Source organism: Yinghuangia aomiensis (assembly GCF_039542225.1).
Taxonomy (GTDB): domain Bacteria; phylum Actinomycetota; class Actinomycetes; order Streptomycetales; family Streptomycetaceae; genus Yinghuangia; species Yinghuangia aomiensis.
This window is the reverse complement of the sequence record NZ_BAABHS010000002.1, coordinates 322367-338370: the sequence shown is the minus strand read 5'-3', so window position 1 is coordinate 338370 and position 16004 is coordinate 322367. Positions and strand designations below refer to the sequence as shown.

The 16004-nt window shown below is 72.9% G+C and carries 12 protein-coding genes; 4 read left to right on the top strand and 8 right to left on the bottom strand.

Annotated features, from left to right (window positions below; translation table 11 throughout):
* Positions 1-57: 57 nt before the first annotated feature.
* The 4 genes from ABEA93_RS03935 to ABEA93_RS03920 all read right to left on the bottom strand — a co-directional run bounded on the left by ABEA93_RS03935 (position 58) and on the right by ABEA93_RS03920 (position 6446).
* Positions 58-870 (bottom strand): hypothetical protein, encoded by an 813-nt coding sequence (locus tag ABEA93_RS03935; RefSeq protein ID WP_345673826.1) that lies wholly within the window; start codon positions 868-870, stop codon positions 58-60.
* A gap of 176 nt (positions 871-1046) precedes the next feature.
* Entirely contained in the window at positions 1047-1781 is a 735-nt protein-coding gene (locus tag ABEA93_RS03930) for a hypothetical protein (protein ID WP_345673825.1), read from the bottom strand.
* Positions 1782-1879: 98 nt separating this feature from the next.
* Positions 1880-5668 (bottom strand): ATP-dependent helicase, encoded by a 3789-nt coding sequence (locus ABEA93_RS03925; RefSeq protein ID WP_345673824.1) that lies wholly within the window; start codon positions 5666-5668, stop codon positions 1880-1882.
* A gap of 328 nt (positions 5669-5996) precedes the next feature.
* Positions 5997-6446, bottom strand: coding sequence for an MGMT family protein (locus ABEA93_RS03920; protein ID WP_425584796.1), 450 nt, complete (start codon positions 6444-6446; stop codon positions 5997-5999).
* A gap of 71 nt (positions 6447-6517) precedes the next feature.
* On the opposite strand from ABEA93_RS03920, the gene ABEA93_RS03915 reads away from it, so the two are divergent.
* Positions 6518-8977, top strand: a complete 2460-nt coding sequence (locus ABEA93_RS03915; RefSeq protein WP_345673822.1) for a lysylphosphatidylglycerol synthase domain-containing protein — start codon at positions 6518-6520, stop codon at positions 8975-8977.
* Positions 8978-9085: 108 nt separating this feature from the next.
* Here the strand turns inward: ABEA93_RS03915 and moeZ are convergent, their stop codons facing one another.
* The 3 genes from moeZ to ABEA93_RS03900 all read right to left on the bottom strand — a co-directional run bounded on the left by moeZ (position 9086) and on the right by ABEA93_RS03900 (position 13260).
* Positions 9086-10264, bottom strand: a complete 1179-nt coding sequence (gene moeZ / locus ABEA93_RS03910; RefSeq protein ID WP_345673821.1) for an adenylyltransferase/sulfurtransferase MoeZ — start codon at positions 10262-10264, stop codon at positions 9086-9088.
* Positions 10265-10401: 137 nt separating this feature from the next.
* Positions 10402-12294: a DUF3152 domain-containing protein gene (locus ABEA93_RS03905; RefSeq protein ID WP_345673820.1), complete on the bottom strand. Its 1893-nt coding sequence runs from the start codon at positions 12292-12294 to the stop codon at positions 10402-10404.
* Positions 12295-12300: 6 nt separating this feature from the next.
* A complete protein-coding gene (locus ABEA93_RS03900) occupies positions 12301-13260 on the bottom strand; it encodes an alpha/beta fold hydrolase (protein WP_345673819.1) in 960 nt (319 codons plus the stop codon).
* 237 nt (positions 13261-13497) lie between these two features.
* Between ABEA93_RS03900 and ABEA93_RS03895 the strand changes: the two genes are divergently transcribed.
* From ABEA93_RS03895 to ABEA93_RS03885, 3 genes are all read left to right on the top strand, one after another.
* The gene (locus tag ABEA93_RS03895) at positions 13498-13752 is read left to right on the top strand and encodes a hypothetical protein (RefSeq protein WP_345673818.1); all 255 of its coding nucleotides are present in this window, start codon (positions 13498-13500) and stop codon (positions 13750-13752) included.
* A 217-nt stretch (positions 13753-13969) separates the two neighbouring features.
* Entirely contained in the window at positions 13970-14611 is a 642-nt protein-coding gene (locus tag ABEA93_RS03890) for a TetR/AcrR family transcriptional regulator (protein WP_345673817.1), read from the top strand.
* Between the two features lie 198 nt (positions 14612-14809).
* Positions 14810-15037, top strand: a complete 228-nt coding sequence (locus ABEA93_RS03885) for a DUF3107 domain-containing protein (RefSeq protein WP_345673816.1) — start codon at positions 14810-14812, stop codon at positions 15035-15037.
* A gap of 96 nt (positions 15038-15133) precedes the next feature.
* Here ABEA93_RS03885 and ABEA93_RS03880 read toward each other — a convergent pair whose 3' ends face one another.
* Positions 15134-15874, bottom strand: coding sequence for a ferritin-like fold-containing protein (locus ABEA93_RS03880; protein ID WP_345673815.1), 741 nt, complete (start codon positions 15872-15874; stop codon positions 15134-15136).
* Between the last annotated feature and the right edge of the window lie 130 nt (positions 15875-16004).

Below are 16004 nucleotides of genomic sequence, written 5' to 3'. Positions count from 1 at the left end.
CGGCGTATCATCGCGCGCCCCGCCGGCCCGGGCTCCGGGCGGCTACGGAAGCGCCGGTCAGCCGGCCAGCGCCCGCTGCAGCGCGGCCTGGTCGAGGACCAGGTCGGGACTCGGTGCGGCGACCGCGACGTCCGCGCCGAAGTCGCCGACCTTGAGGTCGAGCGGGTCGCCGCCGGCCACGGTGATCTTGATCGGGTACGGGTCGCCCGCGGCCATCACGTACATCGTGGTCGTGGCGCCGTCCGCGGACTTCACGGTCAGCGGCCACACACCCTTGCCGTCGACCTGCTCGACGGCGCCCTTGGCGACGTCCCCCGACCCGGCGCCGAACGTGCCCGCGAACGGGTCGACGAGCTTGGCGTCGAGCTGCTGCCCGTCGGTTTTGACGAAGCGGCCGCGCAGGTCGGCGGGCAGCGACGGGGCGGCGGTGGGTCCGACGACACTCTCCACGTTCGTGTAGACCGTCCCGCCGACCCGGATGAGGACCTGCCGGACGTCGGCCCCGGCCACCGTCTGCCGGGCGTCGCGCTGCTTGGTGACCTCGACGGTCACGTCGGCCGCGTCGCCGCCCGCGCCGAGCCGCCCGGTCAGCTTGTAGGACGTGGCGGCCATCAGCTGCACCGCCCGGTCCGCCAGCTCGCGCCCGCTCAGCTCGCCGGGCGGGCGGTTGTCCGCCGCGCCCGGGGACTCGTTCGGCAGCACGCCCCCGGCCGACGGCGCCTTGCCGCCGGGCGCGCCCGGACCGGTCCGGCCGGCCTCCTCGGGATCGGAGGCGCTGCCGCCGGAACACGCGGTCAACGCGGCCAGGGCGAGCACGAACGCGGTGGCACCGGCCGCGGCACGGCGCACGACGGGGTGGGGCAGACGCACAGGTACTCCTCGGGGAAGGACGACGAGGCGCCGGGCACGCGTACGGTGCCCGGCGCCTCGTCGTCGGAGCATGGCGCGCCCAGTATCCCGACCCTGTCAAGCATCTGACGGACAGTCATCCGTGGCGTACTCGGGCGGGTCGGGCTCCCCGCGCAGGGCGCGGCGGAGGGGGCGCGTCAGCCGTCGCTGCCCATCGCCTCGTCGATCTTCTTCGAGAACACCTCGATGTCGACGCTCTCGGCCGGCGCCTTCGGGTCGCACTTGTCGGAGGAAGTGCTGAACTTCGACTCCTCGCGCTCCTTGCTGCCGTCCTCCTTCTCCTCGACCGAGCCGAGGATGAGCGGCGTGCCCTTGGCGGCGATGAAGTACGTCTTCTTCGTGCCGTCTTCGGAACGCGACAGCGGGATGGCCTTCTTGCCGTTGAAGGTCGTCACCTCGCCCTTGGCCAGACCGTCGGTCTTGCCGTCGAAGAAGTCGGCGAAGTCGTCGTCCTTGTCCGCCTCGTTCTTGATCCACTTGTCGCCGCCCGCCTTGGTGACGGCGTCCAGCGCTGCCGGGTTGTTCTCGTTCCCCGACTGCGCGGCCCAGAACACCGCGTCGGCCTTCATGTACATCGACCCGTCGGTCTGCAGGATCTCGACCTTGCGGCCGTCCATCGTCATGGTGCCCTTGACGGCCTTGGTCTTGATGTCCGCGCAGGCATCCATCGACATGCTCTTGCCGTCTTCGTCGGTGCCGGTACCGACGACCTTGACGGAATTCTTCGCCTTCATGGCCTCGGTGGCCTGGTCCGCCAAGGCCTTCGCGTCGGTCTTGCTGTTGTCCTTCTCGTCGCTGCCGCCGCACGCCGTGAGTGCGGAGAAAGCAAGGACCGTCACCGAAGCGGCAGCGGCCAGACGGCGAATACGCACAGAGACTCCCGTACCTGTGAAGATGTTGCCCGCCAGTATGACAAAGGCAAAAACTCTCCCACGACCGGGTTTTCGATCGCCCGCGCTTTTTGAGCGTGCTACTCGACGACCGAACGGCCTTCCGTTCGCGCACTGCAGCACTTCCGGAAATCGCACCGGTCGCAGTGCGAACCGGACTTCGGCGTGAACCTCTCGCCCAGAATGCGGCCCGCGACGTCCGCCAGCAGCGCCGACACCCACGTGCGCCCGTCCTCGTCCGGCTCGGGCGGCACCTGCTCCTGGACCACCGGCAGGGGCACCGACTCGGCACCCGGCAACCGGTGCCGCAGCTGCACCAGCTCGGCGCCGCCGGACTCCGGGCGCGCCCCGCCGAACGCCTCGACCTCGTCCAACGCGCCGTTGGCCACCGCCATCTGATACACCGCCAGCTGCGGGTGCGCGGCGACGTCGTCGGCGTTGGGCTTCGACTTGCCGGTCTTGAAGTCGACGACGTACGCCAGACCGTCCTCGCCGCGCTCCACCCGGTCCATCGACCCGCGGATCTCGATGCGGTGGTCGCCCGCGGTCAGGCTCACCTCGAACTCGTGCTCGGTCGCGGCCACCATGCGGTGCCGCTCGTGGGTGTGCCACGCGAGGAAGCGCTCCAGCGCGGACCGCGCCTCCTCCTTCTGCTGCGCGGACTGCCATGGCGCGTCGAACGCGAGCGCGTCCCACACCCGGTCCAACCGCTCCATCAGCACCGGGAGTTCCGCGGGCGTGGCACCGGTGCCGACCTCGTCGGCCAGAGCGTGCACCACGTTGCCAAAGCCGAGTGCCGCGCTGCGGGCCGACTCGGCGCGGACTTCGCGGCCCAGGAACCAGTTCAGCGTGCACGTGTCGACCTTCTCGACCGCGCTGCCGGACAGCCGCACCGGCACCCGCGGATCCCGCACCGGAATCCCCGGGTCGGTCGGCTCCACGAGCCCCCACCACCGGTCCGGATGCGCCGCCGGGACCAACGGATAGCCGTCCTCGTCGCGCAGCGCGGCCAACCGCGCCAACCGCCGCGCCGCGGCCAGCTGCACGGCCCTCGGCGCCTTGGGGTCGACGGCGGAGGCGCGGAGTTCGGCGACCAGCGCGGACGTGGAGAGCGGGCGGCGGGGCCGCGCGGTGACGTCCGCGCGTTCGACGCCTTCCTCGCCCAACTCGGCCAGAAAACGCGAGGGTTGGTCTCCGTCGTCGTACGCGGACTTCACCGCGGTGACCACCAGCCGCTCGCGGGCGCGGGTCGCGGCGACGTAGAACAGACGCCGTTCCTCGGCCAGCAGTGCGCCCGGCGACAGCGGCTCGGCGAGGCCGTCGCTGCCGATCCGGTCCGCTTCGAGCAGCGACCCGCGGCGGCGCAGGTCGGGCCAGAGGCCTTCCTGCACGCCCGCGACGACGACGAGCCGCCACTGCAGACCCTTCGACCGGTGCGCGGTGAGCAGACGCACCGACTCGCCGCGCAGCGCGGCGTCGTCCAGCCGGTCGCCGGGGATCTGCTGCGCGGTCAGCTCCTCGAGGAAGTTGAGCGCACCGCGGTGCCCGGCCCGCTCCTCGGCCCGCGCGGCGACCTCGAACAGCGCGACGACCGCGTCGAGATCGCGGTCCGCGTTGCGCCCGGCGGCACCGCCGCGCAGCACCGACCGCTCCAGCCGGGCCGGCCACGGCGTCCCCTGCCACAGCTCCCACAACGCGGCCTCGGTCGTACCGCCCCCGTCGAGCACCGCCCGCGCGGCCTCGATGAGGCGCCCGAGCCGATAGGCCCCGCGCCCGACCCGCTCGTCGACGGCCACGAGCTGCTCGGGGTGCGCGAGAGCCTCCCGGACGAGTTCGGCGGAGGACCGCCCGACGAAGGGGAGACGCGGAGTGGGAGTACGGGTGGGGTCATGGGCGGGGTCGGTTTCGGGGGCAGCCGACGCGGGCTCAGGGGCTGCCGCGTCGGCAGACGCGGCCTGCGCGGGCCCGTCGGTGCCGTCCGCGTCGCCCACCGGCGCGGCGGCGGGGTCCGCGTCGCCGACGTGCGCGGTCACGCCGCGATTCCGCGCCCGGGCGTCGGCGGCGGGCGAAGCCGCCGGGCGGAGGGACTCCGGAGCGTCGTCGTGCGGCGTGGTGGGCTGGACATCGGCGAAGTCGCGGGGGAACAGTGCGTCGTCGTCCATGGCCGTCTCGCCGCCGCGAGCCTCCGCCGCGGCGGCCTGCGCCTGGTCTCCCGGCGCGGCGGCGGCCCCGTCCTCGTCCGCCCCGTCCGGTTGCCCGGCCGCGTCGACCGGCTCGTCGGCGATCGCGGCGGCGTCCAGTGCGGCGGCGCGCCCGCCGTCCTCGCCGCTCGTCGCGATCCCGTGCTCCGGCTCGGGCTCGCCCTCGGCCGATTCCTCGTCCGCGCCCGCCTCCGCCGCCGCGCGTTCCTCCGCGCGGAGCGCCCGCCCCAGCACCCGCAGGTCGGCCGAGTCCAGGCCGCCCATCGGGGACACCAAGAGCATCCGGGCGGTTTCCTCGTCCAGGGCGTCCGGATCCGCGGCCACCCGTAGGGCGGTCAGCAGCGGGGCGACCGCCTGCTCGGCGGCGAGCGGGAGTTCGTCGCCCGCGATCTCCAGCGGGACGCCCGCGACCGAGAGCGCGCGGCGGATCGCCGGGATCGAGCGCGCGCCCGACCGCACCAGCACCGCCATCTCGCCCCACGGCACCCCGTCCTCCAGGTGCGCGCGGCGCAGGATGTCCGCGACGTTGTCCAGCTCCGCCCCCGGCGTCGGGTACGTGTAGACCTCGACCCGCGACGGATCGTCCTCCCCCGTCCGGTCCGCCGCCAGGTCGCGGTGCGCGAGCGCGTCCGCCGCCGGGAGGCGGCTCAGCGGCATCCGCCGGGTGATCTCCCGCGACGCACGCAGCAGCCCCGCACCGGCGCGCCGCGACGTGCGCAGCACGATCGTGCGCGCCGGGTCGCCGTCCCGGTCCGGGAACCGGTCGCGGAAGTCGAGGATGCCGTTGACGTCCGCTCCGCGGAACGCGTAGATCGACTGGTCGGGGTCGCCCACCGCGACCAGGTCACGCCCGTTGCCGGCCAGCGCCTGCAGCAGCCGGACCTGCGCGGGGTCGGTGTCCTGGTACTCGTCGACGAACACCGCCCGGTACCGGCGGCGCAGCTGCTCGGCGACCTCGGGGCGTTCGGCGAGGATGACCGCGCGGTGCACCAGCTCGGCGTAGTCGACGACGCCTTGCGCGTCCAGCACGTTCAGGTACTCGCCGAGGAAGTCCGCGGCGGCCCGCCAGTCCGCGCGGCCGGTGGCGGCGGCGAACCGGGCGAGCGCGTCCGGGTCGAGGCCGATTTCCCGGCTGCGCGCGACCACCGCGCGGACCTCGTCGGCGAACCCGCGGGTGGCGAGCGCGGCGCGCAGCTCGGCGGGCCAGTGCACCGTGCCGTCCTCGGCCTGTCCGGCCAGGAGCTCGCGGACGAAGACGTCCTGCTCCGGTCCGGACATCAGCCGCAGCGGATAGGTGAACAGCTCCGGCGGCTGGTGCTGCCGGACCAGCGCGTAGCAGAAGGAGTGGAACGTCGTGGCCGTCGGCAGCGCGCCCCCCGCGTGTGCTCCGCCGGACCGCAGCCGCGTCGCGATACGGTCGCGCAGCTCCCCCGCCGCCTTGCGGCTGAAGGTGAGAACCAGGATCTCTTCGGGAAGCATCCCGCGGGCGACCCGGTCGGCGACCGCCTCCACCAAGGTGGTTGTCTTGCCTGTACCCGGACCGGCCAGGACCAGCAGCGGACCGCCCGGGTGCGCCACGACGGCACGCTGCTGCGCGTCGAGCGTCGGGGGCGGCGGCGGCGTGATGCCGGTACGCCGCAAGCGGTACGCGGAGGTCGCGGTCGTCATGGCTCGGGGCCTTACGGGGAAGCCGGGGGGAACAGATCGGCAGGACGGCGGAGAGCGGGGTCGGAAGCGGACGGGACCGGAACGGGGATCGTACGGGACCGGGGCGACCCGGACCCCCGGAACACGGCGGTACGGCGGGGAAGCGGCGGAGCGGGGAGAAGTGGAGCGGGTCATCGAGGCGGCACGGCACACGGGGTCCGGAACGGCCGGCCGCGACGCGGGAACGTCCTTCCCTCGCGGGTACAGCAGCTGTATGCGGCCGCGCCCCGGTCGGCAGGGCGCGGCCTTGCCCCATCAGATCACACGCGACCCTCGTGCCACTTGCGGCCTAGTCCGCCGCGGAGCTGCGGGGATCCGGTCCGGTGCCGCCCGCGCCGCCGTCCCAGCGCGCCCGCGCCATGTCCACCCGGGTCCCGCCCGCGCGCAGCGGAACGCCTTCCGCCCGCAGCTTCCGCAGGCCCTCCTCCAGCCCGGGCGCGTGGGTGCCGTCCGCGCGCAGCACGCGCCACCACGGCACACCGCCGCCGTACATCGCCATGATCCGGCCGACCTGCCGCGGCCCGAGCCGCACGGGCTCCGCCGGAGATCCGGGCTCGCCGGGCTCGCCGGGCTCCTCGGACTCCCCCGGTTCCCCGGAGACCTCGGCGACCTCGGCGGCCTCGGCTTCCGCGAGGTAGGCCGCCACGTCCCCGTACGCCATCACCCGCCCCGGCGGGATGCGGGCCACCAGGTCGAGAACGCGTTCGGCGATCGGCGTGGGAAGACTCACGCCCCGCATCGTGCCAGACCCGGCGCCGCGCACCCGCCGCGATCCGTCGCGCCGTGCCACCATCAAGGCGGCGGTGACTGGTGATTCGAGACGAATTTCGCGACGCGTTCCGCGAGCAGGCGGACGGCCCTCCGGGGGATCCCCCCGCGGATCCTCCCGCGTCCGGGCGCGCCCTGATCGTGGAGCCCTCGCAGCCGGTGCGCGTGCACCGGTCCGCGGACCTGCTCCGCGTGCTCTTCGGCCTGCTCGCGATCGTCGCGGTCTTCGTGCTGGCCAGCCTCGCCCGCGAGACCACGTCCGGCCTGGAGTCGGACGTCGTGCGCGGCGCCCAGACCAGCCTGCCGCGCGTGCTGCTCAACCTGTCCGGCGGCGTGTTCGCGGTCGCCGTGCTGGTCGTCCCGGTGGCCTACGGCGTGGAACGGCTGCTGCGCCGCGACGGCCTGCGCGTCGCCGACGGCGTCATCGCCGCCGCCCTGACCTACGCCGCCTCCCTCGGCCTCGACTGGTGGGTCACCGGCCCCGGCCCCGACGCCCTGGAAGCCGCCCTCACCCGGCCGCTGCAAGGCGGCGGCCTCACCGACCCGGTGCACAGCTACATCGCCCCGGTCGTCGCCTACATCACCGCCGTCGGCCTGGTGCGCCGCCCGCGCTGGCAGGCGCTGTTCTGGACGCTCCTCGCGCTCAACGCGGCCACCGTGCTCGTCGGCGGCTACACCACGCCGCTCGCCCTGGTCACCAGCGTGCTGCTGGGCCGCACGATCGCCTACGCGACGATGTACACGGTCGGCGTCCCCAACCGCCGCCCGCCCGCCGAAGCCGTCGTCGCCGCCCTGCGCCGGTTCGGCCTGGTCGCCGCCTCGGCCGTCCGCACCGACGACGGACCCGACGAGAGCCGCCGGTACGCCGTCCGGCTCACCGACGACCAGCTCCTCGACGTCACCGTCCTGGACCGGGACACCCAGACGTCGGGCGCCGTCTACCGCTTCTACCGCCGCGTCCGGCTCCGCGTCACCACCGCGCGGCGCACCTTCCAGTCGCTGCGCCGCGCCCTGGAGCAGGAGTCGCTGATGGCGTACGCGGCGGCCGACGCGGGCGTCCGCACGCCGCGCCTGATCGCCGCCACCGAAGTCGGCTCGGACGCCGCCCTGCTCGCCTACACGCACGTCGCCGGACGCGGCCTGGACGCCATCCCCGACGAAGAGGTGACCGACGCTCTGCTGGTGGAGATCTGGCGGCAGATCTCGCTCATGCAGGCCCACCGGCTCACCCACCGCCGCCTCGGCACCGGCAGCTTCCTGGTGGACGGCGACGGCCGCCCGTGGCTGATCGACCTGCGCGCCGGCGAGATCGCGTCCGGCGACCTGTCGCTGCTCATCGACACCGCGCAGCTGCTGACCTCGGTCGCCCTCCGGGTCGGCGAGGAACGCGCGGTGCGCACCGCCTCCGAGGGCCTCGGCGTGGACGCGGTCGCGGCCTGCCTGCCGCTGCTGCAGAAGGTCGCGCTCAACCGGTCGACGCGCGCGGCACTGCGCAAGGAAAAGACGCTGCTGTCCGGGATCCGCGAGCAGATCCTGGAACTGCGGCCGCGCGCCGTCGCCGAGCCGGTGCGGCTGGAGCGGATCCGGCCGCGGACGCTCGTCACCGTCTGCGCCAGCGCGTTCGCCGGTTACTTCCTGCTCACCCAACTGACCCACGCCGACCTCGGCGACGTGTTCGAACGCGCCAACTGGGGCTGGGCGGCCATCGGCCTCATCGCGTCGTCGCTCAGCTACGTCGCCGCGGCGCTCATGCTCCTCGGATTCGTGCCGGAACGTCTGTCGGTGTGGCGGACGTCGATCGTGCAGCTCGCCGGGTCGTTCGTGAAGCTCGTCATGCCCGCCGCCGTCAGCGGTGTCGCGCTCAACGCCCGCTACCTGCAGAAGGCGGGAGTGCCGCCGGCGCTCGCGGCGGCCAGCATCGGCGTCTCGCAGCTCGGCGGCCTGGTGTTCCACATCGGCCTGCTGGTTTTCTTCGGCTACATCGCGGGCACCGAGCAGACCCCGTCGTTCGCGCCGTCCGGCGCGGTCATCGCCGGGCTGCTGATCCTCGCGCTGGTGTGCCTGCTGATCATGGCGGTGGCGCCGCTGCGCCGGACGGTGGCCAAGCGGCTGCGCGCGCTGTTCTCCGGCATCGTGCCGCGGCTGCTCGACGTGCTCCAGACGCCGAACAAGCTGCTGGCCGGCCTGGGCGGCACGGTGATGCTGACGCTGTCGTTCGTGCTGTGCCTGGACGCGTCGGTGCGCGCGTTCGGCGGCTCGGCCAGCTTCGCGGCGATCGCGGTGGTGTTCCTCGCGGGCAACGCGATCGGCTCGGCGGCACCGGTGCCGGGCGGCATCGGCGCGATCGAGGCGGCGCTGATCGCCGGTCTCACGACGACCGCCAAGCTGCCCATCGAGACGGCGACGGCCGCGGTGCTGCTCTTCCGCTTCCTGACCTTCTGGCTGCCGGTGCTGCCCGGCTGGCTGGCGTTCACCTACCTCCAGCGCAAGCAGGCCATCTGAGACACGAAGAAGGGCCCTCCCCTGCAGGGGAGGGCCCTTCCCTCGTCTATCTCGTCTAGCTCGTCCAGCTCATCCGTCCCGGATGACGAGACGCGTGTCTCGAAACCGTCAGTAGACGGGCTTCTCCGGCTCGATCTGGTTGACCCAGCCGATCACGCCGCCGCCGACGTGCACGGCGTCGTTGAAGCCGGCCGACTTGAGCACCGCGAGGACCTCCGCGGAACGCACGCCCGTCTTGCAGTGCAGGACGATCTTCTTGTCCTGCGGCAGGTTCTCCAGCGCACGGCCCATGAGGAACTCGTTCTTCGGCACCAGCACCGCGCCGGGGATCGAGACGATCTCGTACTCGTTCGGCTCGCGGACGTCGATGACGTGGATGTTCTCGCCCGCGTCCATCCACTCCTTGAGGGTCCGCGGGGTGATCGTGGAACCCGCGGCGGCCTCCTGGGCCTCCTCGGACACGACGCCGCAGAACGCCTCGTAGTCGATGAGCTCGGTGACCGTCGGGTTCTTGCCGCACACCGCGCACTCCGGGTCCTTGCGGACCTTGACCTGGCGGTACGTCATCTCCAGGGCGTCGTAGATCATCAGCCGGCCGAGCAGCGGCTCGCCCATGCCGGTGAGCATCTTGATCGCCTCGTTGGTCTGGATCGACCCGATCGACGCGCACAGCACGCCCAGCACGCCGCCCTCGGCGCACGACGGCACCATGCCGGGGGGCGGGGGCTCCGGGTAGAGGCAGCGGTAGCACGGGCCGTGCTCGGCCCAGAACACCGACGCCTGGCCGTCGAAGCGGTAGATCGAACCCCACACGTACGGCTTGCCGAGCAGCACGCACGCGTCGTTCACCAGGTAGCGGGTGGCGAAGTTGTCCGTGCCGTCGACGATCAGGTCGTACTGCGCGAACAGCTCCATCACGTTGTCCGCTTCGAGGCGCTCCTCGTGCAGGACCACGTCGACGTACGGGTTCGCCTCCAGCACGCTCTCGCGCGCCGACTGCGCCTTCGACTTCCCCACGTCGCTCTGGCCGTGGATGATCTGGCGCTGCAGGTTGGACTCGTCCACGGTGTCGAACTCGATGATGCCGAGCGTGCCCACACCGGCCGCGGCCAGGTAGAGCAGGGTCGGGGAGCCGAGGCCGCCCGCGCCCACACACAGGACCTTCGCGTTCTTCAGGCGCTTCTGCCCGGACATCCCGAAGTCCGGGATGATCAGGTGGCGCGAGTAGCGGCGGACCTCATCGACGGTCAGGTCGGCAGCCGGCTCGACCAAGGGTGGTAGCGACACGGAGACTCCGATGGTCAGACCTTGTCATTGCGACATTTCTCCACCCAACAGTGCCACGCGGCCCCCCATTCCCCGGCAGGGGGTCCGGACCGTGAGACGGTCGTCTCACTCGCCGTACCCGGGCGCGTCCACGCCGGTCAGGCCGGGTACGGCCACGCGTTGATCTTGCAGACCTTGCCGTTCTGCGCGGTCACCGTCTTGGTCTGCTGCATCATCACCGGCGCCAGCCCGTCCGGGCGGCAGGAGTACTCGTGCCCGTGGCCGAGCCGGTGCCCGACCTCGTGGTTGATGAGCATCTCGCGGTACAGGACCATCTCGTCGCCGAACGTCTCCGAACCCTGCGCCCACCGCCACGCGTTGATCACCACGTACGGGGTGCCCGCCGCGTCGCACGACACCGTCTGCTCGGACGTGTCGAGGCCGACCGCGCCGCACAGCTTGTTCGTCGTCCCCGGGCTCGCCAGGCGGATCACGAAGTCCGCCTTGCCGTCGGTGCGTTCGAACGTCTTGCCGTCGTGCGCCCAGGACCGCGGGTCGTTGAGCGTCGTCTGCACCGCCTCGCCGAACAGCTCGGGATCCAGGTTCAGGCCGCGCTCGGTCTCGATTCGGTAGGTGTACTTCTTGCCGGACCCGGGCGCCTTCACGCTGCCCGGCAGGACGTCGAAGCTGCCGGACAGCGCGAGCTGCTGGTCCAGGTCGAACTTCACCTTCATCCGGTCGGTGAGCGACCCGGGCGACGTCGGCGTCGGAATCGGCACCGTCGACGGCCCCGGTGCCGGGGAACTCTGCGTCGCCCCGGCCGGCTGCACCTGCTCGCGGTCCGAACTGCGGGACGCGGGGTCGTCGGTCCGCCGCGACGGGTCTTCGGTGTGCGCCGTGTCCGGCTTGGCCTGCGCCGACGAACCGCCGTCGGGCATCTGCATCGCCACCACACCGGCCAGCACCGCACCGGTCACCACCGCGCCGCCCGCGGCGACCAGCGGCCGCTTGGACTTGCGCGCGGGCGCCTCCGCGGCGGCCCGCCGGGCCGCCGCCCGGCCGCCCGGCGACGACGGCGACGAGGATCCGGACGAGCCCGGCGAAGAAGAACGCGAGGACGTCGAGCGGGACGCGGCCGGCGACGCGGTCGATCCATGCGCCGACCGCGTGGTCCGCGGGGTCGTGCGGGTCTGCGCGGCACGCCCTGCCGCCGCCGTCGTCCCGGCCGCGGCGCTGCCCGCGGCCGCCCTGGCGCGCGGCGCTATGGCATCGCGGACCGGCGGACGGACGGCCGCCGGCGCGGGGTCGTCGACCGGGTCGACGTACACCGCGTCGCCCCACGCCGCGGGCTCCGGGTCGAACTCGGGCTCCGGGTCCGGCATCTGCCGCGGCGGGGCGGCGAACTGCGGTTCCGGCTCGGGGAAGTACTGCTGGTGCTGGTCGGGCATGTACTGCGCCGGTACCGCCGGCATCGGGTCGTGCAGGGGGTCCTGAAGCGGGTCGTTCAGGGGGTCGAAAGCGTACGCCGCCGGGTACTGGGCCTGAGCCCCGTATCCGGGCTGCGGCACGTCGACCTGCGGGTGGCCGTAGGGCTCCTGCGGCTGGCCATAGCCGTATGCCTGGCCCTCGTACGTCCCGTCGTACGTCTGCTGCTGGTAGGCCGCCTGCTCGTAGGCCTGGTGCTCGTACGTCTGCTGCGGATAGCCCTGCTGCGGGTAAGCCGCCTGCTCGTACAGGGACTGCTCGTACCCACCGGTCTGCGGTGCGTAGTAACCCTCGGCGGCGTACTGCGGCGCCGCCGCGTACTGGCCGCTGGTGTCGACGGCGTACTCGCCGCTGTATTGCGCTGCGGGCTGCTGCTCGGCGTAGCCGGTGCCGTACGCGGCGTACTCACCCGAGGCGTAGTCGCCGTAGGTGGCCTCACCGTAGGCGGCCGCCGGGTACTGCTGCTGGCCTTGCTGGTACTGCTGCTGGTGCTGGTGCTGTTGTGGCTGCTGGCCTTCGTACGACGGGTAAGCGCCGCTGGTCGAAGGGTCCCCGAGTCTGTCCACTAAGCGTCACCCTGCCGTTTCGGGGGTGTCGGCGGTTATCGGCGGCTTGCCGGATTCGGCGAGCAGCTCACGTACGGCGCGGGCCACGACCCGCGGGTGCTCCATCATCGCGACGTGCCCGGAGTCGGGCACCATCACCAGGCGCGGGTCCGGGAACGTCGCCTGGGCGCGGCGCGCCACGGCCGAGTTCACCAGCCGGTCCCGGCGTCCGTAGACCAGCAGGGTCGGCGCCTGCACGGCGGCGGCCTGCTTCCACAGGTTGCGCGGGCCGCGTTCCAGGTACGCGGCGACGACGCCGCGGGCGGACCGGGTGAAGGCGTCCGACATGTAGGGCAGCCCCAGCCGACGCCGGTATTCGGCGGCCAGCGCGGCGAACTCCGCGTCGGGCAGGAGGTCCGGGCTGCCGAAAATCAGGCCTACGGAAACGCGCGTGCGCTGCTCGGGCGTCATGCCCTTGGTGAGCCGGTTCAGGCCGGCGGAGAAGCCGGGGACCGCCATGAGGGCGGTCGGCAGCGCGGTGACCTGCGGTCTGAGGTCGGGGAGGGCGGGCGAGACGAGCGTGAGGGTGCCGACCAGGTCCGGGCGGCGGGCGGCGACACGGGTGGCGACGGCGCCGCCCATCGAGTTGCCGACCAGGTGCACGGGGCCGCGGTTGAGGCTGAGGATCAGACCCTCCACCGCGCGGCAGTGCGCGGACAGCGAGTAGTCGCCGTCGTGCGGAGGGGGCGAGAAGCCGAAACCGGGGAGGTCGACGAGGTCGGCCGCAAGGTCGCCGCGGAGTTCGTGGGCGAGGTGGGCCCAGTTCAGCGATGACCCGCCGAGCCCGTGCACCAGGACCGCGGGGGGCAGCGCCGGGTCGTGCTCCGGATGCCGCCGTACCGCCACCGTGGTCTCACCTGCCACCGCGACCGTACGTGCAGGCCAGGCCGCCGCGGGAGCGTCGGATTCCGCCTGAGTGGTCGTCACGTTCGCCAATATTACGAGACGGTCACCGGCGTGGAAGGGGCGGACACCCCAAGCGGTCGGCACGGGCGCGCGATTTGGACGTCGTATGGGCATATTTGCCCCCGGAGCCAACCGCTCCGCTGGCAACGGTTCGGTATCGATGATCGTGGACGCGCAACGCGGGTACGGGGGGTATACGGGGCTGTCGGCACCCTCGGCCGCCCCCGGACACCCCTCAATACCCGGAAGGAGCCCCACATGCCCGACTTCGCCCCGGAGATCGACCCCGAGGTCGAACTGCGCCACGACGACCCGGAAGACGTGCCCGCCCCCGACGACCTCGACATGGAGGCCCCCGAAGCCGACGTCGCCGCCCAGCGCGCCGCCGTCGTGGACGAGGCCGCCGACGAGGACGCCGCCGTGTGGCAGCCCGTACCGGACGGGGTGGATCCCGCGGACGCCACCGCGCAGCGCCGCGTGGTCGCCCCCGGCGAGGAGGAGGAATACCGCTGACCGGGCCCGGACGGCATTCGGGACGGCATTCGGGACGGCCTTGCAAGGCACCGCCGTTGCCGTAACCCTGTTCGTTGCGCCACGAAACTTACGGCGACGCGTTACCCAAAAGTAGGATGACGTGGCGGAACACGCCGCCGGCCCCGCCTACGGCCGCGCGGTCGGGACCTTGTCCGAAGCGTAGTCGGACACGTATGAAGCACGTTTGAGGAGCGCCGTGACAGCCATCCAGGATGCGGATTCCCGCCCGCGCGGCACCCGGCTGCCCCGGCTGGCCCGGCGCAACCAGCTGCTCGGCGCGGCCCACGAGGTGTTCGTGGCGCAGGGCTACCACGCGGCGGCGATGGACGACATCGCGGAGAAGGCCGGCGTCAGCAAGCCGGTGCTCTACCAGCACTTCCCCGGCAAGCTCGAGCTGTACGTCGCGCTGCTCGACCAGCACTGCGAGGCCTTGGTCGCCGCCGTGCGGGCGGCGCTGGAGTCCACGCACGACAACAAGCTGCGGGTCGCCGCGACGGTGGATGCGTACTTCGCGTTCGTCGACGACCACGGCGGCGCGTTCCGCCTGGTCTTCGAGTCGGACCTGACCAACGAGCAGGCGGTGCGCGACCGCGTCGACCGGGTCGCCGAGGTCTGCGCCGAGGCGGTCAGCAAGGTCATCGCCGAGGACACCGGCCTGGGCGAGGACGAGGCGATGCTGCTCGCCGTCGCGCTGACCGGCATGTCGCAGGTCACCGCGCGCTACTGGGTCTCCAAGGGCGTGCCGATCCCCCGCGACACCGCGTCCCGGCTGATCTCCACGCTGGGCTGGCGCGGCATCTCGCGCTTCCCGCGCCGGGACGAGGTCCCGACGAGCTGAGCCCGCGGGCCGGGTCGGGGGCGGCATCCCGGGTTTGTTCCCGGCGCCCGTTCGCGCTCGGCGTACCCGACATGCGGTGGGTGCCCGTCCGGCTGGATTAGCCTTCCCTCTGTACGGGTGCGTGCTGTCGCAGGCCGCCCCCATTCGTCGAGTAGTCGAGTATTCGTCGAGGGTTCGCCGAACATCGGAGGGACAGCCGTGGAGGTCAAGATCGGCGTGCAGCACGCCGGACGAGAGCTGGTGCTGGAGAGCACGGACAGCGCGGAGGCCGTCGAGCGCGCGGTCGCGGAGGCGCTGTCCAGCCCGGCCGGAGTGCTGTCGCTCACGGATGAGAAGGGCCGCAAGGTCATCATCCCGGCCGACCGCCTCGCGTACGTGGAGATCGGCGAGCCCGCCGTCCGCCGCGTCGGCTTCGGCGCGGTCTGACGCCGCACCGCCGGACGCAGCACCGCACGAACGCAGCACGAAGGGGCCGCCCGCATTCCGCGGGCGGCCCCTTCGCCGTGTCCGGGCGGGCTGGCGCTAGGACGCCAGCCCCAGCGCCGCCATGCGCGCCGTGTGGGCTTCGGTGATGCGCGTGAACATCCGGCCGATCTCGGCGAGGTCGAAACCGGGCACGGTCAGTCCGCCGACGAGCAGCGCGGACAGCGCGTCGCGTTCCGCGGCGACCCGCTGGGCCTGGCTGAGCGCCTCGCCCATCAGCCGGCGGCCCCACAGCGCGAGGCGGCCGGCGACCCGCGGGTCGGCGGCGATGGCGGCGCGGACGGTCTCCACGACGAAGTCGGCATGGCCCGTGTCGGCGAGGACTTCTTCCACCAGGGTCCGGCTGTCCGGGGCCAGGTGCCCGGCGACCTCGCGGTAGAAGTCGGCCGCGATGCCGTCGCCGACGTACGCCTTGACCAGGCCTTCCAGCCAGTCGGACGGCGCGGTGTGGCGGTGGAACGCGTCGAGCGGCTTCACGAACGGCGCCATCGCCTCGGCGGGGTCGACGCCCAGCCCGGCGAGGTGCTCGCGGAGCAGGGTGAAGTGCTGGAACTCGGCGACCGCCATCGCGGCCAGCGCCGCCTTGTCGTCGACGGACGGCGCCATTTTGGCGTCCTCGGCCAGCCGTTCGAACGCGGTGATCTCGCCGTACGCCAACACGCCGAGCAGCTCGATCACCGCCGCCTGCGTCGCGGCCGCCGCCTCCGGCGTGTGGTCCGGCGTCTGGTCCGGCGCCCGGTCCGTGTCCGGGCCCGTGTCCGGCCGTGTTCCCTCAGTCATGAGACCGCAGCGTAACCAGCATCACCCCTCTCGGAGTACACCGGCGGGTACAGTGGTACAGCACGCGGATGCCCGGTCGGAGGACGATCGGCTCCGACCGACCCGCACCCAGCCCCCGGCAGGGAGGGCC